Here is an 18,171-nt window from a genome sequence, read left to right on the forward strand (position 1 = left end):
GACGGCGATGCGGCTGACGATCGTTCAATATGCCGGCGATTATCGCGAGGCCTATGAGCGGTTCGCGGCCGGCGGCGCCGCCACTTATCAGGCGCAGCGTTATTCGGTCGATACGGTCGGCGCGCTCGCCGCGCGGCTGGAGCAGGTCGCGGTCGTCTGCGGCGTCACCGCCGAACCTTATGACGTGATCCTCGGCAACGGCGTCCGCGCGATCGGCGCCGGCTTTGCGGGGGGCTTCGACGGCAAGGCGCTGGCGCCCCTGGTCGCGGGCACCGCGCCGGACCGGCTCGCGCTCATGACCCCGCTCGTACCGCTGATCGATTGGGCGCTGGAGCGCCGGATCCGGACGATCGCGATGCTGGCCGATTCGTTCGGCCGGGCCGGGGTGCGCGGCTGGATCCGGGCGATGCTGCTGGCGCGCAAGCTCAACCGCCCGACGATCGAATGGATCGGCAATCACGGGCTGAACGCCTGCCTGTCGCTGATGGCGATCGGCGTTTCGCCGGCCAAGATCGTCCCGTGGGACTGGCCGTCCTCGTTCAGCCCGCACGATGCCCCGCCGCGCCAGCGACAGCCGGGTCCGCTGCGGCTTTTCTACGTGGGCGGGATCAACGAGGCGAAGGGCGTCGGCGATCTGCTCGAGGCGGTCGGCCTCGCGCGGCGCGAGGGGCGCGACGTGCGGCTGACGATCCACGGGCGCGACGATGGGGACGCGATGGCGATGAAGGCACGTGCACTGGGCCTGGCCGATGCCGTGCGCCTGGCCGGGCCGATCGCGAACGAAGCCGTCGTCGGGGCGATGCGGGAGGCAGATGCGGTCGTCGTCCCCTCCCGCCACGATTATCCGGAGGGTCTGCCGCTGACGATCTACGAGACGCTGGCGAGCCGCACGCCGCTGCTCGCCAGCGACCATCCGATGTTCCGCGGCGCGATCACGGACGGCGTGAGCGCACTGGTCTTTCGCGCGTCCCATCCCGCCAGCCTGGCGCGGTCCATCGCCGTGCTGGCCGACGATGCGGATCTGTATGCGCGGCTTTCCGCGAACGGTGCGGCCGCATGGGATGCGTTGCAGTTGCCGGTCCGCTGGGGCGAGATGCTGGCACACTGGCTCGCGGACGAGCCGGAGGACAGAAGCTGGCTTGCCGGGCATGCATCGGCGTCCGGCCTCTACGACGAACGGTTTGCGGCCCGGCGCCGCGCGATGGCGGGGGAATGAGTGGGGCCGAGAATGGAGCGCCCGGCTCGCCGCGGCGCCCGTATCGGCTCGCGCTCAGTAAGGCGCGTCGTCTCCCGCGGCGACGGTCTTGGCCTCCGCTTCCGCGGTTCTGCCGCTCGCGAACCCGAAGCGCAGCGGGATAGCCGTCCCGGGCGTGACAACCGGATCGACGTCGAAGAGCATCAGATGCTTGCCGGACGGCGCAAAGGTCGCCGCACCGCCGGCCGGTATCGCCACGTCGGCCAAGGGTTTCATGGCCGACATGCCGTGACCGTCGGTCATGCTCTCATGCATCTCGATCCGCTTCACGAGCGCGCTCTCGACCCGGACGATCGCGTCGTCGCCATGCCCGGTCTGAATCGTGAAATAGGCGGCGGCCGGCCGGCCGGGCGCGGCGGCCAACCGGACCCAGGCTTTCGTGATCTTCGGCCCGGTCTCATGACCGCCACAGCCAGCGAGAACGAGCAGAGCGACGAGCGGGGCGATGCGGATCATATCATGTTCCAGGGTTGGCCGGCTGCCGGCGGAAGTCCGATAGCCGATTCAGGCGGCGGCGCGATCCAGCAGGTCGATCGTCCGGAACAACCGGTCGGGATCGAGCCGGAAGCCGTCCCCATCCGGATCGGCGACGACATAGCCGGTGCGCAACCCCGCGAAGTCGCCGATGATCTTGTTGAAGATGTTGAAGCGGGTCGGCGGCTGGATCGTCAGCATCCGCGCGCCCGCCGGCAGGGCCATCAAGGCATGACAGAGCGCGCTGCCCTCGATGGAGATCACCAGTTCGGCAGCCGCGAGCGCGGTGGCGATGGCGGGCGGAGTCATATGCTCGGGCTCGATCACGGCGAAACCGCGCGCGACGAGCGTTTCGATGAGGGCCGGTTCGTTGGTGAGCGCGCGTTTTGCTCCCGTCGTTCCCCGCGCGATGTACAGCCGGGTATTGGGTCTTGGGTCGCCCACGGCCGCCCGAAGCGTCGTGCGCATCGCTCGGAAGCGCGCGACACGCGCTTCATTGTAGCCGCGATCGTCGATGACCCACAGCCGATCGAAGCGCGCATGTGCTACCTCGGTCGCGCGCAGCTGGAAAAGAGCGCGGTAGCCGGCCTCGTGCATCCAGCGCGGGCGCAGCGTCACGGCCGAAAGCCCGCGCATCGCCGCCAGCGGCTCGGTCGCCAGATTGTCGCACAGCCAGTGCCCGAAATAGAATTCGCCGCCCTGCCCGCCGCAAAACTGGGCCTCGTCGAAATGGGCGCAGGGGCTTGAAACGCGCATGCCGGGGCGCGGTCCGAAGGTGGAATAAGCGCGGCTCGCATAGAGGCCGGCGCCCACGATCGTGACGTTCTCGACAAGACGTCCGATCGTCGCCCCATGATCGAGCATGCCCGCCCCGATCAGCCGGCGCTGCTCCGCCATGTTCGTCGTTTCCATCGCCCCGGTGGCGCGTTCGAACTCGCCCGGCAGCGCGATCGCCTCCGATGTCTCGGCGCGATCGGCCGGGGCGAGTTCCACCGTTTGCGATGCCGCCGCCTCGATCGGCCGATAGCCGCGCAGGCGGGCCAAAATTGGCGCGGCGAGCGGAAGCATGGTGAAATGAGTCGGCATGCGTCGCCGACCTACGTGGGATGTGGGGAAGGCGGAAGCGCGATTCGCGCCGGGAAGCGGAGTTTGCCGAAGTCCACAATGGTTCCCCGCGTCTTGCGATGGCCTTTTGCTCACCTATATCGCCCCCAGTGAACGCCGTCGGAGCGACGCGCTCGCCTGTTGAGGGGGCGCGGCCGAGGGCTGCATATTCTAGGCTTGCAAGAGGAAACCCATGGCCAAAGTCATCGGCATCGATCTCGGAACGACCAACAGCTGCGTTGCGGTCATGGAGGGCGGACAGCCCAAGGTCATCGAGAATTCGGAGGGCGCGCGCACGACGCCGTCCATCGTCGCCTTCGCCAAGGATGGCGAGCGTCTGATCGGCCAGCCGGCCAAGCGCCAGGCGGTGACCAACCCCGAGAACACCATCTATGCGGTGAAGCGCCTCATCGGCCGTCGCTTCGATGATCCGATCACGAAGAAGGACACCGAACTGGTGCCCTATCACATCGTGAAGGGCCAGAATGGCGACGCGTGGGTCCAGGCCGGCGGCGAGGAATATTCGCCCAGCCAGATCTCCGCCTTCACGCTGCAGAAGATGAAGGAAACCGCCGAGAGCTACCTTGGCGAGACCGTCACGCAGGCCGTGATCACCGTGCCCGCCTATTTCAACGACGCGCAGCGCCAGGCGACCAAGGATGCCGGCCGCATCGCGGGCCTCGAAGTGCTGCGCATCATCAACGAGCCGACCGCGGCGGCGCTCGCTTATGGCCTCGACAAGGACACGAACAAGACGATCGCGGTCTATGACCTTGGCGGCGGCACGTTCGACGTGTCCGTGCTCGAGATCGGCGACGGCGTGTTCGAGGTGAAATCCACCAACGGCGACACGTTCCTAGGCGGCGAGGATTTCGACGCCAAGCTCGTCGAATATCTCGCGTCCGGCTTCAAGTCGTCCGAGGGCATCGATCTGACCAAGGATCGCCTTGCCCTGCAGCGCCTGAAGGAAGCCGCCGAGAAGGCCAAGATCGAGCTGTCGTCGACCGCGACGACTGAGGTCAATCTGCCCTTCATCACCGCCGATGCGACGGGTCCGAAGCATCTCGTCAAGTCGGTCACGCGCGCCGATCTGGAGCGTCTCGTCGACGGCCTGATCCAGCGCACGATCGAGCCGATGAAGAAGGCGCTCGCCGATGCCGGCCTGAAGGCCGATCAGATCGACGAGGTCGTCCTCGTCGGCGGCATGACGCGCATGCCCAAGGTGCGCGAAGCCGTGAAGAACTTCTTCGGCAAGGAGCCGCACACCGGCGTCAATCCCGATGAGGTCGTCGCGATCGGCGCGGCCGTGCAGGCGGGCGTGCTGCAGGGCGACGTGAAGGACGTGCTGCTGCTCGACGTGACGCCGCTGTCGCTCGGTATCGAGACGCTCGGCGGGATCATGACCAAGATGATCGATCGCAACACGACGATCCCGACCAAGAAGTCGCAGACCTATTCCACGGCCGACGACAACCAGAACGCCGTGACGATCCGCGTCTTCCAGGGCGAGCGCGAAATGGCGGGCGACAACAAGATGCTCGGCCAGTTCGATCTGGTCGGCATTCCGGCGGCCCCGCGCGGCGTGCCGCAGATCGAGGTCACGTTCGACATCGACGCGAACGGCATCGTCAACGTGTCCGCCAAGGATAAGGGCACGGGCAAGGAGCAGCAGATCAAGATCCAGGCCTCGGGCGGTCTTTCGGATTCCGACATCGATCAGATGGTGAAGGATGCCGAGCAGTTCGCCGAGGACGACAAGAAGCGGCGTGCCGCGGCCGAGGCCAAGAACAATGCCGAAAGCCTGATCCACTCGACCGAGAGCCAGTTGCGCGAGCATGGCGACGCGATCGAGGCGGGGCTCAAGTCCGAGATCGAGGGCGCGATCGTCGAGGCGCGCGCCGCAGTCGAGACCAACGATCCCGACAAGATGACCGAGAAGAGCAATGCGCTCACGCAGGTCGCGATGAAGCTGGGTCAGGCGATCTACGAGAAGCAGCAGGCAGCCGGTGGCGCCGAGGGCGCTGCGGCAGGTGGTGCTGCGGCCGGCGGCCAGGGCGAAGACGTGGTCGACGCCGAATTCTCGGAAGTCGACGACACCAAGTAAGTGGGGCGGATGCGGAGGATCGATCACGGTCCTCCGCATCCCTCAACTTCCTCAACTTCGCCTGGCTTCGCAAAGCCGGGCGGGAGCACGGACGGGTCGGGGCGCTGAATGGCCGAAGTCGATTATTACGAACTGCTGGAGGTCGAGCGCACGGCCGACGACAAGACGATCAAGTCGTCCTATCGGCGCATCGCGATGCAGTGCCACCCGGACAAGAATCCGGGCTGCGCGGACTCCGAAGCCAAGTTCAAGGCCGTCAGCGTCGCTTATGATGTCCTGAAGGATCCGCAGAAGCGCGCGGCTTATGATCGCTACGGCCATGCCGCCTTCCAGAATGGCGGGGGTGGCGCCGGCCAGGGGCAGGGCTTCGAGGGCTTCTCGGATATCTTCGAGAATATCTTCGGCGAGTTCATGGGCGGCGGTGGCGGCCGGGGCGGCGGGCGCACCTCCGCGCTGCGCGGCGCCGATCTGCGCTACGATCTCGAAATCTCGCTCGACGATGCGTTCCACGGCCATACCGAGCAGATCCGCGTCGATGTCGCGGCGGTCTGCGACCTCTGCCACGGTTCGGGTGCCGCCGAAGGCACGGCGGCGCGGACGTGCGGCACGTGCAACGGCCATGGCAAGGTCCGCGCGCAGCAGGGCTTCTTCGTGGTCGAGCGGACCTGCCCGACCTGCCACGGGCGCGGCCAGACGATCTCGTCGCCTTGCACCGAATGCCATGGCGAAGGCCGCGTTGAGAAGACCAAGACGCTGGAGCTGAAGATCCCGCGCGGCGTCGACGAAGGCACGCGTATCCGCATGACGGGCGAGGGCGAGGCGGGCACGCGCGGCGGGCCGGCCGGCGATCTCTACGTGTTCATCCACGTCACGCGCCACGATCTGTTCCAGCGCGACGGCACGACCCTGTTCGCGCATGCGCCGATCAGTATCACCACCGCGGCATTGGGCGGCACGATCACCGTGCCGGGTCTCGACGGCACCGCGCACGAGCTGCGCATCCCGCCGGGCATCCAGACGGGCAAGCAGATCCGCCAGCGCGGCGCCGGCATGCCCGTGCTCAATGGCCGCGGGCAGGGCGACATGGTCGTCCAGATCGACGTCGAGACGCCGACCAAGCTGACCCCGCGCCAGAAGGAACTGCTCGAGGAATTCCGTACGACCGAGACGGGCGAGGAAAGCCCACAGGCGAGCGGCTTCTTCTCGTTCCTGAAGGACAAGCTCGCGGGGGGATAAGCGTTTATAGACGTCATGCTGAACTCGTTTCAGCATCCATGAACCGAGCTTTCCACCGGCGCGCGGATTGAGACGGAGGGAAATGGATCCTGAAACAAGTTCAGGATGACACGTTGAGCGATCTAGCCGACCGGCCCGATCGCCTCGCAAAACGCGACGAACCAGACCCAGTGCGGCGCGGCGAACATCGTCGCAGCCGGCGCCGCGATCCCGGCGAAGGTGATCGCATAGGGCAACGGGTAGCCGCCGCGGAGCCGATCGCGGACGATCAGCGCGAGCGGAATCGCGCTGACGATCGCGTAGGTCGGCGGGAGGGCCGCGGTCAGGCTACCGAACGGCCCGCCGAGCAGCCGGCCCAGCACGGGCGGGAGTACGACCAGCACCGTGCAGCCGACCCAGCGCGCGTGGCGCTGCCAGCGCCGCCGCGTCGCGATCGCCGCCGCCCACAGGCCGCAGAACAAGACAAGCGAACACAGATCCAGCCAGGTCAGCGTGATCCGCAGATCCGGCGCGAAATAGGTCGAATGCCGAAGCTCGTCCTGGACCACGAGGATTGAAGACAGCACGAGCGCCGGCACGATCGCGACCGAGCTCCACCCGATCCGTCTGTGCCAGGTGAGCCGCCACCACCCGGCGAGCCAGCTCTGCGCGACGAGCATCGCCATCCACGTCGCCGCGAGCGTGCCGTGGACGATGCGCAGCCCATCGAGCGGGCCGCCAGCGCCACCGATCGCCGTCGGCCAGAAGCCGGCGACCATGATCGCGAAGGCCAGCGCGAAGCCGAGCCACAGATGTCGGATGGTCCCCCCGGCCATGCGCGAATGATTGCCGACATCGTCGCCACTGGCAAGGCGGCGATCTCGCGCTACAAGGTGCCTCATGAAGACAATCCTGGGGCTCGCTCTCGCCGTCGTGACCGCCATCGCCGCACCCGCCGCCACACCGCCCGCCCCGACCTCCGCGCTGACGCTGGAACGCCTGTTTCAGAGCCCCGGCCTCGCCGGTCCTGCGCCGCGGCTGCTGAAGCTCTCGCCCGACGGCAAGCTCGCGACTTTGCTCAAGAACCGCGCCGACGATCGCGACCGCTACGATCTGTGGGCGATCGACACGACGACGGGTGCGTCGCGCATGCTGGTCGATAGCGAGAAGGTCGGCTCGGGCGCGGCGCTCTCCGAGGAGGAGAAGATGCGCCGCGAGCGGCTGCGCATCGGCGGGCTGAAGGGCATCACCGCGTATGACTGGGCGCCCGACGGCAAGAGCCTGCTCGTGCCCCTGGACGGCGATCTCTATCTCGCCACGCTCGACGGCAAGGCGCGGCGCCTGACCAACACGCCCGAGACCGAGATCGAGGCGAAGGTCTCCGAAAGCGGGCGCTACGTCTCGTTCGTCCGCAACCAGAATCTGTTCGTCATCGATCTGACGACCGGCCGGGAACATGCGCTGACCACCGACGGCAAGGATGCGCTGTCGTGGGGCACGGCCGAGTTCGTCGCGCAGGAAGAGCTCAACCGGTTCTCGGGCACCTGGTGGGGGCCGGGCGACGCGCGCGTCGCCGTCCAGCGCACCGACGAGAGCAAGGTCAAGCTCGTCAACCGCGCCGCGATCGGCGCGAACGAGACGCATGTCGTCGAGCAGCGTTATCCCGCCGCCGGCACCGCCAATGCGGTCGTCCAGCTCTGGCTGATGGACGCCGACGGATCGCATCGCGTGCAGGCCGATCTCGGCGTCGATACCGACATCTATCTAGCGCGCGTCACCTGGGCGAAGGACGGCAAGGCCGTCTATGTCCAGCGGCTGAGCCGCGACCAGAAGAAGCTCGACATGCTGAAGGTCGATCCCGCGACGGGCCGCTCGACCTTGCTGTTCAGCGAAACCTCGAAGACCTGGGTCGATCTCAACGACGATTTCCGCGCTCTGTCCGATGGCAGCCTGATCTGGAGCTCGACGCGCACGGGGACCAAGCATCTTTATCGCTGGGTCGCGGGCACATGGATCCCGCTGACGCACGGACCGTGGACGCTCGAGACGGACGGGCAATCGTTCAACGCCGGGCTGATCGGCGTCGATCAGACGCATCACCGCTTGTTCTTCACCGCGAACAAGGACGATGTCCTCGAGTCCCAGGTCTATACGATCGACTATCTGAAGCCGGGTGAGCCGCAGCGCCTGACCGAGCGCGGCTATTGGAACGACGCGCAGATGGATGGATCGGGCCAGCGGCTGATCGTCCGCCGATCGAGCCCGACCCAGCCGCCGCAATATTATCTGGCGGATGCGGCCGGCCAGCGGCTGACCTGGATCAGCGAAAATGCTGTCGTGCAGGCCCACCCCTATTTCCCCTATCTCGCCGGCCACCGCGAGACCGTGTTCGGCACGCTGAAGGCTGCCGACGGAAGCATTCTTCACTGGAAGATGATCACGCCCAAGATGGAGCCGGGCCGCAAATATCCGGTCTTCACCGAACATTATGGCGGCCCGCATTCGCAGACCGTGCAGCGTGCTTGGGCCAGCCCGATGGGCCAGTATCTCGTGAGCCAGGGCTGGATCTATTTCGAGATCGACAATCGCGGCTCGGCCAATCGCGGCCGCGCCTTCGAGGACCAGATCTATCATGCGATGGGCACGGTCGAGGTCGAGGATCAGGTCGCCGCCGCCAAATGGCTCAAGACGCTCGACTATGTCGATCCCGCCCGGATCGTCACCTATGGCTGGTCCTATGGCGGCTATATGACGCTGAAGATGCTGGAGGCGGCGCCGGGCGTGTTCGCGGCGGGCATCGCCGGCGCTCCGGTCACCAAGTGGGAGCTGTACGACACCGCTTATACCGAGCGCTATCTCGGCGATCCGACGAAGCTGCCCAAGGTCTATGAAGCGTCCAACGCGCTCGCCGATGCGATCAAGATCAGCGATCCCCTGCTCGTCATCCACGGCATGGCCGACGACAATGTCGTGTTCGAGAATTCGACGATGCTGTTCGCGCGGATGCAGGAGGCGAAGGTGCCGTTCGAGATGATGGTCTATCCCGGCAAAACGCACGGCGTATCAGGCGAAGGCGCGCAGACTCATGTCTGGCGGACGATCCTGGATTTCCTGGATCGCCGCCTTTCGAGCCCGAAATCGCACTAAACCGGGAACTAATTACGCCGTGATAAATTATCTTGGGTCAAGATGGAACGCGCGGGGCGCCGGTGCGCTGGATCACGCATGAGTATGCGTAAGCCGGCCGTTCTCGTCGTCGAAGACGAGCCCCTGATCCTGATGAGCACGATCGACGCGTTCGAGGAGGCGGGCTTCGAGGCGATCGACGCGCTCGATGGCGAACAAGCGCTCCAGCGGCTCGGCGAAAGGCCCGATATCCGCGCGATCTTCACCGACGTGAACATGCCCGGCACGCCTGATGGCGTCGAGCTCGCCAATATGGCGCACGCGCTCCGGCCCGATCTGATGATCGTCGTCACCTCGGGCAAGATGATCGTGTCGAACGGGTCGCTGCCGGCCGGCGGGCGTTTCGTGGCCAAGCCGTATCGCAGCAGCCAGGTGACCGGGCTGTTCGCGTCTCTGCTCCACTAGTCATAGCTCTAGGCGCGGGCGCGGCGGCCGGTTAGGAGCCGCCGCATGACCATCGACAAGACCTTCGACCCCGCGACGATAGAAGCGCGCTGGTATCCACATTGGGAGCAATCCGGCCTGTTCCGCCCCGAGCGTGGGGAGGCCGAGCCCTTCACGATCGTGATCCCGCCGCCGAACGTGACCGGCTCGCTCCACATCGGCCACGCGCTCGACAATACGCTGCAGGACATCCTCGTCCGCCACGCGCGGCTGCAGGGCAAGGATGCGCTTTGGGTGGTCGGCACCGATCATGCGGGCATCGCCACGCAGATGGTGGTCGAGCGCCAGCTCGGTGCACAGGGAATCAAGCGGCAGGAGCTTGGCCGCGAGGGCTTCATCGACAAGGTCTGGGAGTGGAAGGCCGAGAGCGGCGGCCAGATCACGCGTCAACTCCGTCGCCTTGGCGCCTCGTGCGACTGGGCGAACGAGCGCTTCACGATGGACGAGGGCTTCTCGAAGGCCGTCGTGAAGGTGTTCGTCGAGCTGCACCGCCAGGGCCTGCTCTATCGCGACAAGCGCCTGACCAACTGGGATCCGCACTTCCGCACCGCCATCTCGGACATCGAGGTCGAGACGCGCGAGGTGAACGGCAAATTCTGGCACCTCGCTTACCCGCTCGCCGACGGCAGCGGCATGATCATCGTCGCGACGACGCGGCCCGAGACGATGCTCGCCGACATGGCGGTCGCGGTCCATCCCGAGGACGAGCGCTATGCGGCGCTGGTCGGCAAGATGGTGCGCCTGCCGATCACCGGGCGCCTCATCCCGATCGTCGCCGACGAACATGCCGATCCGGCTCTGGGATCGGGCGCGGTCAAGATCACGCCGGGGCACGACTTCAACGATTTCGAGGTGGGCAAGCGCGCGGGGTTCAAGCCGGCTGAGATGCTCAACATGCTCGATGCCGGCGCGGCGATCACCCAGACCGCCGACGGGCTGGTGCCGATCGACCTGATCGGCATGGACCGCTTCGAGGCGCGCGACTGGATCGTGAAGCTGCTCGAGACGGACGGCGTCCTCCTCAAGACCGAGGATCGCGTGATCCAGACGCCCTATGGCGATCGCTCGGGCGTGGTGATCGAGCCGTGGCTGACCGACCAATGGTATGTCGACGCCCAGACGCTCGCCGGCCCCGCTTTGGAGGCGGTCCGCTCGGGCGCGATCCGCGTCGTCCCCGAGACGTGGAAGAAGACCTGGTATCAGTGGCTGGAGAATATCCAGCCGTGGTGCGTGAGCCGCCAATTGTGGTGGGGACACCAGATCCCGGTCTGGTATGACGAGGACGGCAATCCCTTCGTCGCCGAGAGCGAGGCCGAGGCGCAAACGCTCGCGGGCAATCGCACGCTGACGCGCGATCCCGACGTGCTCGACACCTGGTTCTCGTCCGCGCTCTGGCCGTTCGGTACGCTCGGCTGGCCCGAAGATTCGCCCGCGCCCCAAGACCCGTTCGTCCTGAGCGAAGTCGAAGGACGTGCTGCCAGCGATGCGCCCGAGGCCCGTGCTTCGACTTCGCTCAGCACGAACGGGGAGGGAGCGGCGCGCAAGTCGCTCCTCGCGCGCCATTATCCGAACGACGTGCTGATCTCCGGCTTCGACATCCTGTTCTTCTGGGATGCGCGGATGGCGATGCAGGGCATCCATTTCATGGGCCGCAACGGGGAGCTGCCTCTTTCCGAAAGCGTGCCGTGGAAGACTTTGTACCTGCACGGCCTCGTCCGCGCGCCGGACGGGTCAAAAATGTCCAAGTCCAAGGGCAACACCGTCGATCCGCTCGGGCTGATCGACCGATACGGCGCCGATGCGCTGCGCTTCACGCTCGCGGCGATGGAAAGCCAGGGGCGCGACATCAAGCTCGATGAGAAGCGCGTCGAGGGCTATCGCAACTTCGCGACCAAGCTGTGGAACGCGGCCCGCTTCGCGCAATCGAACGGCATCGGCGGTTCCGCGACGATCGAGCCGCCGGTGGCGACGCTGGCGGTCAACAAGTGGATCCTGGGGCAGGCGGTCAGGACGATCCAGACTCTGGATCTGGCGCTCGCCGATCTGCGCTTCGACGAGGCGGCGAACACGCTCTACCATTTCGTCTGGAGCCAGTTTTGCGACTGGTATCTGGAGCTGATCAAGCCGGTGCTTAGTCAGCCGCCCGGCACTCAAGAACTGTTTCCGGAGAATGGAGAGGAAACGCGCGCCGTCGCCGGCTGGGTGCTCGATCAGATCCTGATTCTGCTCCACCCGTTCATGCCGTTCATCACCGAAGAGCTGTGGCACGCGCTGGCGAAGCGCGATCACGACATCATCGTCGCCAAATGGCCGATGGCCGATGCGCGCGCGATCGATCAGGACGCGATCGCCGAGGTCGAGTGGCTGATCCGCGCCGTGCAGGGCATCCGCGCGACGCGCTCCGAGCTCAATGTTCCACCCGGCGCCCGCCTGCCGATGCATGCGCGGGGCGCGGGGGAAGCGACCTTGGCGCGGCTTTCCGCGAACGCCGCTTCCTTGGCGAGGCTTGCCCGCGTCACGATCGCCGAGGGCGAAGCGACGGGCGGCGGCGCGGCGCAGATCGTCATCGACGAGGCGACCTTCGTGCTCCCGCTCGAAGGCGTGATCGATCTCGCCGCCGAAAAGGCGCGGCTCGAAAAGGCGGCGCAGGCGGCAGAGAAGGAGGCCGCGTCGCTCGCGGGGCGGCTCGGCAATCCGGCGTTCGTCGACAAGGCCAAGCCCGAGGCGGTCGCCAAGGCGCGCGAGGATCATGCCGGCAAGACCGCCGAGGCCGAGCGTCTGCGCGCGGCACTGGCGCGGCTGGGCTGATCCTCACCACCTCCGTTCGCTTCGAGCGGAGATCGAGCGCAGTCGAGATCGTAGTCGAGAAGGCGGTGCCTGGTGGAACGCTTCTCGGGTTCGCTCGAAGCTGCGCGTTCTCGACAGGCTCGAACCGAACGGGGAGGGGGAGAATGCGCGATATACTTGGGAACGACGCGCACCTCGGCTAGCACTCGCTCACCACCCCGGTCCGGAGCACAGGCATGAGCGACCCGCACAACCGCGACCACCAGATGTTCCCCGTGCTGAGCGACGTCCAGATCGAGACGGCGCGGCGCTTCGCCAGCGGGCCGGCGCGCGACTTCGCCGCGGGCGAGACGCTCTATGCGATCGGCGATCGCGATGCGCCCGCCTGGCTCGTTCTGGAGGGCGCGATCGAGATCACCCGCCGCGACGGGCTTGAGCATGAAGCGGTGATCACCGCGCATCATGCCGGGCAATTTTCCGGCGAGGTCAACCAGCTCGCCGGCCGCGCCTCGATCGCTGCGGGGAAGGCCGGGCCCGAGGGCTGCACGGCTTTGCCCTTCGATGCCGCGCATCTGCGCGCGCTGATGATCGGATCGGCCGAGATCGGCGAGATCGTCATGCGCGCGCTGATCCTGCGCCGCGTCGGCCTGATCGAGGAAGGCGGCGCGGGCACGATCCTGATCGGCGTGCCCGGCAGCCCCGAGATCGTCCGCCTGCAGGGCTTCCTTGCGCGCAGCGGCTATCCCAACAAGGTCGTCGATGCCGCCTCCGATACGGACGGGCATGCGCTCGTCGAGCGTCTCGGCGTCGTACCCGCCGAACTGCCGCTGGTCGTCTGTCCCGACGGGACCATCCTGCGCAAACCGAGCGACACCGAGCTGGCCGGCTGCCTCGGCATGACCCCCGATATCGCGAACGACACGCGTTACGACGTCGCGATCGTCGGCGCCGGCCCGGCCGGGCTCGCCGCCGCGGTCTATGCCGCATCCGAGGGCCTGTCGGTGATCGTCTGCGACGAGCGCGCGATGGGCGGGCAGGCGGGCGCCTCGAACCGGATAGAAAATTATCTCGGCTTCCCGACCGGCATCTCGGGGCAGGCGCTTGCGGGCCGTGCCTTCAATCAGGCACTCAAGTTCGGCGCCGAGGTCGCGATCCCCGTGCGGATCGAGGCGCTCGACTGCGACGGGCCCGAGCCGGTGCTGGAGCTGGCCGAGGGCAAGCGCCTGCGCGCGGGTGCTGTCGTCGTCGCCTCGGGCGCGCGCTATCGCCGGCCCGACATCCCCAACCTTGCCACATTCGAGGGCGCGGGCGTGTCTTACTGGGCGACGCCGATCGAGGCGCGGCTGTGCACGGGCGAGGAGGTCGCGCTCGTCGGCGGCGGCAATTCGGCGGGGCAGGCGGTCGTCTATCTTGCCGCGCAGGTGAAGCGGCTGCACCTGTTCGTGCGGCGCGATCTTTCGGAGACGATGTCGCATTATCTGATCGAGCGCATCGCCGCTCTGCCCAATGTCGAGATCCACGTCGGCAGCGAGGTGGTCGAGCTGGAGGGCGATCGCGCGACGGGCCTGTCCGCCGCCACCTTCCGCAATCGCGCCGACGGCACGACGCATCGCTGCGAGCTCAAGCATCTGTTCCTGTTCATCGGCGCCGATCCCAATGCCGGCTGGCTCGGCGATTGCGTCGAGACCGACGAGAAAGGTTTCCTCGTCACCGGCAAGAGCGCGCTGTCGCTGGAGACGAGTCGCGCTGGCGTGTTCGCGATCGGCGACGTGCGCGCCGGCTCCACCAAGCGCGTTGCCGCCGCGGTGGGCGAGGGCGCGGCGGTGGTCGCGCAGATCCACGCGGCCATCGCCGATCGGGCCGTCGTCGCCGAGCGCGCCAGCGAGCCTGCGTGACGATTGAAGTGCGGCTATCCAGCCCGTTCGTGCTGAACCTGTCGAAGCACCGTTCTTCTCTTCTCTGGCGGCAAACCAGAAGGACGGCACTTCGACAGGCTCAGTGCGGACGGGTTTAAAGGGCGGGATTGCCCGTGCCGTCCCGTGGCGCCGCGAAGCGTCCGCGCCTGTTCGCCGCTCTGGCGATCCTGGCCGTGCTCCTGCTGATGCTCTGGGCGCTGCGGCTCCGCATCGCGGGCGCGCTCGTCGATCGCCGGCTCGCGGCGGCGCATGTGCCGGCGAGCTACCGCCTGACGAAGATCGGACCGTTCCTCGAGCGGATGGAGGATGTGCGGATCGGCGATCCAGCCGCGCCCGATCTCGTCGCGCGACAGATCGACGTGACGATCGGCTATGGTTTGACCGGTCCGGCGGTGCGCGGCGTCGATGTCGATGGCGTGCGGCTGAGCGCGCGGATCGACGATCAGGGCCTCCATCTCGGCGCGCTCGATCGGCTGCTGCCCAAGACCGGCGGCAAGGTCGAGCTGCCCGATCTCACGGTGCAGCTTCACGACGTCCGCCTCGCGCTGGCGACCCCCAACGGCGCGATCCGCGTGGCGCTGGCGGGCAGGGGCAATCCCGCACGCGCATTCGGGGGCACCGCCCAGGTCGAGGCCGATCGTCTGCGCCTGGCCTCCTGCTCCTTGAGCCGGGTTTCCGCCGACCTGAAGATCGCGACCGACCTCGGCGCGCCGCGCGTCAGGGGACCGGTTCGGATCATGGGCATGGGTTGTCCGGGGCTTGCGCTCGGCCGGGGCGAACTGCGGATCGCGGCGACATCGAGCAAGGCGTTCGACCGCGTGACCGGGCGTGCGACGCCGGCGGGCTTTGCCGGACGCGCCGGGCCGGCGCGATTTGCGGGCGTAGGCGGAGCGATCGACGCCGCGGGCACTCTCGGCCACCTGAAGGGCAAAGGCGCCCTGACCTTCGCGCATCTCGCGCTGCCCGATCAGGCGGAGGCTATCGCCGACGTCGCGATCCCTGCCGGGTTGCCGATCACCCCGACCGCTCGCCGCGCCGCGCGTGGCACCGCGCGCCTGCTGCGCGATGCGAGTGCGCGGATCGAATTCGAGGGCGCGATCGAAGGGCTCCGTGCGAGCGTGCGCGTACATCGAATGATGCTCGCCGGCCCCGACGGCGCGCGGCTGAGCGCGACGGGGGGACAGGGCCTCAGCTGGGCGCCAAGCGGCTGGCAGGTCGATACCGACGTTGCCAGCGGCGGCGGCGACCTGCCTCCCCTGCGGCTCCGCATCCGGCAGGCAGGCGAGGGCCAACCGCTCAGCGGAAACGGCCGCCTCGATCCTTATGCTGCAGGAGGGGCGAAAATTGCTGCACCCCGATTGTCGATCGAATCGAGCTGGAGCGGCGCGCGTTTCGACGCGCTGATTGCGATCGATGGCCCGCTTGGCGGCGGCTTCGTGCGTGGGCTCACCGTCCCGATCGACGGCCGCATAAGTGCTGACGCTGGCATTGCGATCAACCCCGGATGCCGCAGCATTTCCTTCCGCAAGCTGCAGCAAAACAGCTTCGTCTTCGATCCCGCAAGCATTCGCGTCTGTGGGCAGCCGCTGTTCGCGCGCACCTCACGCGGGGCGATGCGGATCGATGCCGCGGTCAGTCCCGTTCGCCTAACAGGTCGAAGCGGCACGTCACCGATTTTCCTCGCCGCAAACGGCGTGAAGCTGACCGAGCGAGGCTTTTCCGTGGCCGGCCTCCAGACCGCGATCGGCGCCCCGAACCATCTCACCCGGCTCGAAGCCGTGGCACTCGACGGCCGTTTCGGCAACGCGACGGGCGGCACCTTTTCCGGCGCGACCGGGGCGATCGCCAACGTCCCGCTCGACCTGAAGGGCGCGGCGGGCGAGTGGACGCTGCGTGGCGGCGCGCTTGGGATCAAAGGCAAATTGCAGCTCGGCGATCAAGCCGCCGAGCCGCGTTTCTTCCCGCTCGATGCCGATGCCGTGACGCTCGGCCTCGCCGGCGGTCGTGTTACCGCCGCCGGCATCCTCCGCCAACCTTCGCGCGGCATCGAGATCGCGCGCGTCGCGCTCGCGCATGATCTCGCCACCGGCACTGGCCATGCCGATCTCGCCGTGCCGGGCATCGCCTTCGTCCCCAAGGGCCTCCAGCCTGAGGCGCTCACGCCGCTCACCTTGGGCGTCGTCGCGAACGTCGCCGGTACCGTCTCGGGCCGTGGCCGGATCGACTGGAGCCCCGCCGCCGTCACCAGCACGGGCATGTTCAGCACCGATCGGATCGATCTCGCCGCCGCCTTCGGCCCCGTCTCGGGCATTGCGGGAAGAATCGTCTTCACCGATCTGCTCGGCCTCGTCACCGCGCCCGCGCAGGAGGCGCGGATCGCCGAGCTCAATCCGGGCGTGATCGTCGCCGACGGCATCGTCCACTATCAGCTGATCGGCGCCAATCGCGTCCGGATCGAGGACGCGACCTTCCCATTCGCGGCGGGCAAGCTCCGGCTCGATCCCGCGACGCTCGATTTCAGCAAGGCGCGCGAGCGACGGCTGACCTTCCGCGTCGAGAAGGCCGATGCCGCCGCCTTCATCCAGCAGCTCGATTTCCCCAATCTCTCCGCGACCGGCACGTTCGATGGCACGCTGCCGATGATCTTCGACGATAATGGCGGGCGTATCGAGCAGGGCTATATCGCGGCCGAGGGCGGCGGCACGCTCGCTTATGTCGGCGAACTCACCTCGGCCCAGCTCGGCACGATGGGCAAGCTCGCCTTCGATGCGCTGAAGGCGATCCGCTATTCCGCGCTCGACATCAGCCTCGATGGCCGGCTGGATGGCGAGATGGTGAGCAAGGTCCGTTTCACCGGCATCCGCGAGGCGACGCCCGAGCAGAGCCTCGTCACGCGCCTGATCCGCAACCTGCCGTTCCGCTTCAACATCGCGATCCGCGCGCCCTTCCGCGGGCTCGTCGGCTCGGCGCGAGCTTATATGGATCCGAGCCTGCTGCTCAACCACACGGTCATAGCCCCGCCTGTGGCGACAAATCCCCCCGATCCCCCTATTCAGCCTGCCGAAAGCGGAGACGTGCGATGAAGGCCCCGTGCTGGACGTTACGATGTGCAAGCGCGATGCGAATGGCGGCCGTCGCCTTCGGGGGCGCGGCTCTGGCGGGCTGCATCACCGTCAAGGCGCCGGACAAGCCGATCGAGATCAACCTGAACATCAACGTCAAGCAGGAGGTCGTCGTCAGCCTGAAGAAGGACGCCGACGATTTCATCGCCAACAATCCGGAGTTGTTTCCGAAATGACGACGCGCTCCTTCCTGATTTCTGGCCTGCTCGGCCTCTCGCTGCTCGCTTCCGCGCCCGTGCTCGCGCAGATGGACGGCGAGGTCGAAGCCGCGCTCGATGCCGGCACCGTCGGTGAGCAGGCGGATGGCTATCTCGGCTTCGCGCGCGCGCCGGAGGGCGGGCTGAAGGCCAAGGTCGATGCGATCAACATCAAGCGCCGCCAGGGCTATACGCAGGTGGCGCAGGGCAAGAACGTGCCGATCGAGGCCTTCGCCGCGTCGATCGGCTGCCGCACGCTTTCGGGCCTGAAGTCGGGCCGCGCCTATAATATCGGCGGCGCCTGGGCGGTAAAGACCGGTCCGATCGCGCTGCCCCAGCAGTGCGGCAGCTAAGCCGCGACGCCTCG

Annotated in this window: 13 protein-coding genes; 10 read left to right on the top strand and 3 right to left on the bottom strand. The window is 67.4% G+C overall.

Annotated elements, in window-relative coordinates; genetic code table 11:
* Positions 1-7: 7 nt before the first annotated feature.
* A complete protein-coding gene (locus Q4F19_RS15410) occupies positions 8-1,216 on the top strand; it encodes a glycosyltransferase family 4 protein (RefSeq protein WP_303544187.1) in 1,209 nt (402 codons plus the stop codon).
* Between the two features lie 54 nt (positions 1,217-1,270).
* Here the strand turns inward: Q4F19_RS15410 and Q4F19_RS15415 are convergent, their stop codons facing one another.
* Positions 1,271-1,711, bottom strand: a complete 441-nt coding sequence (locus Q4F19_RS15415) for a copper chaperone PCu(A)C (protein ID WP_303544191.1) — start codon at positions 1,709-1,711, stop codon at positions 1,271-1,273.
* Positions 1,712-1,759: 48 nt separating this feature from the next.
* Complete coding sequence (locus Q4F19_RS15420; protein ID WP_303544193.1) at positions 1,760-2,797, bottom strand: glycosyltransferase 61 family protein; 1,038 nt, start codon at positions 2,795-2,797, stop codon at positions 1,760-1,762.
* Positions 2,798-3,026: 229 nt separating this feature from the next.
* Between Q4F19_RS15420 and dnaK the strand changes: the two genes are divergently transcribed.
* Both dnaK and dnaJ read left to right on the top strand, forming a co-directional pair.
* Positions 3,027-4,937 carry a molecular chaperone DnaK gene (gene dnaK / locus Q4F19_RS15425; RefSeq protein ID WP_303544197.1) on the top strand — a complete coding sequence of 637 codons (1,911 nt, stop codon included), beginning with the start codon at positions 3,027-3,029 and terminating at the stop codon, positions 4,935-4,937.
* 108 nt (positions 4,938-5,045) lie between these two features.
* The gene (gene dnaJ / locus Q4F19_RS15430) at positions 5,046-6,173 is read left to right on the top strand and encodes a molecular chaperone DnaJ (RefSeq protein ID WP_303544199.1); all 1,128 of its coding nucleotides are present in this window, start codon (positions 5,046-5,048) and stop codon (positions 6,171-6,173) included.
* Positions 6,174-6,295: 122 nt separating this feature from the next.
* Here the strand turns inward: dnaJ and Q4F19_RS15435 are convergent, their stop codons facing one another.
* Positions 6,296-6,988 carry a hypothetical protein gene (locus tag Q4F19_RS15435; RefSeq protein WP_303544202.1) on the bottom strand — a complete coding sequence of 231 codons (693 nt, stop codon included), beginning with the start codon at positions 6,986-6,988 and terminating at the stop codon, positions 6,296-6,298.
* 64 nt (positions 6,989-7,052) lie between these two features.
* On the opposite strand from Q4F19_RS15435, the gene Q4F19_RS15440 reads away from it, so the two are divergent.
* From Q4F19_RS15440 to Q4F19_RS15470, 7 genes are all read left to right on the top strand, one after another.
* Positions 7,053-9,299, top strand: coding sequence for a S9 family peptidase (locus tag Q4F19_RS15440; protein WP_303544205.1), 2,247 nt, complete (start codon positions 7,053-7,055; stop codon positions 9,297-9,299).
* A 78-nt stretch (positions 9,300-9,377) separates the two neighbouring features.
* Positions 9,378-9,743 (top strand): response regulator, encoded by a 366-nt coding sequence (locus Q4F19_RS15445; RefSeq protein ID WP_303544207.1) that lies wholly within the window; start codon positions 9,378-9,380, stop codon positions 9,741-9,743.
* A 45-nt stretch (positions 9,744-9,788) separates the two neighbouring features.
* On the top strand, positions 9,789-12,590 hold the full coding sequence (locus tag Q4F19_RS15450; protein ID WP_303544210.1) for a valine--tRNA ligase: 2,802 nt from the start codon (positions 9,789-9,791) through the stop codon (positions 12,588-12,590).
* 215 nt (positions 12,591-12,805) lie between these two features.
* The gene (locus Q4F19_RS15455; protein WP_303544213.1) at positions 12,806-14,464 is read left to right on the top strand and encodes an FAD-dependent oxidoreductase; all 1,659 of its coding nucleotides are present in this window, start codon (positions 12,806-12,808) and stop codon (positions 14,462-14,464) included.
* 134 nt (positions 14,465-14,598) lie between these two features.
* A complete protein-coding gene (locus Q4F19_RS15460) occupies positions 14,599-17,568 on the top strand; it encodes a YdbH domain-containing protein (protein ID WP_303544216.1) in 2,970 nt (989 codons plus the stop codon).
* A gap of 41 nt (positions 17,569-17,609) precedes the next feature.
* The gene (locus Q4F19_RS15465) at positions 17,610-17,783 is read left to right on the top strand and encodes a YnbE family lipoprotein (protein ID WP_431312412.1); all 174 of its coding nucleotides are present in this window, start codon (positions 17,610-17,612) and stop codon (positions 17,781-17,783) included.
* A complete protein-coding gene (locus Q4F19_RS15470; RefSeq protein ID WP_303544222.1) occupies positions 17,780-18,157 on the top strand; it encodes a DUF1318 domain-containing protein in 378 nt (125 codons plus the stop codon). The genes Q4F19_RS15465 and Q4F19_RS15470 overlap by 4 nt, the downstream gene beginning before the upstream one ends.
* Positions 18,158-18,171: the final 14 nt, after the last annotated feature.

The organism is Sphingomonas natans, assembly GCF_030546695.1.
Lineage (GTDB): Bacteria > Pseudomonadota > Alphaproteobacteria > Sphingomonadales > Sphingomonadaceae > Sphingomonas_I > Sphingomonas_I natans.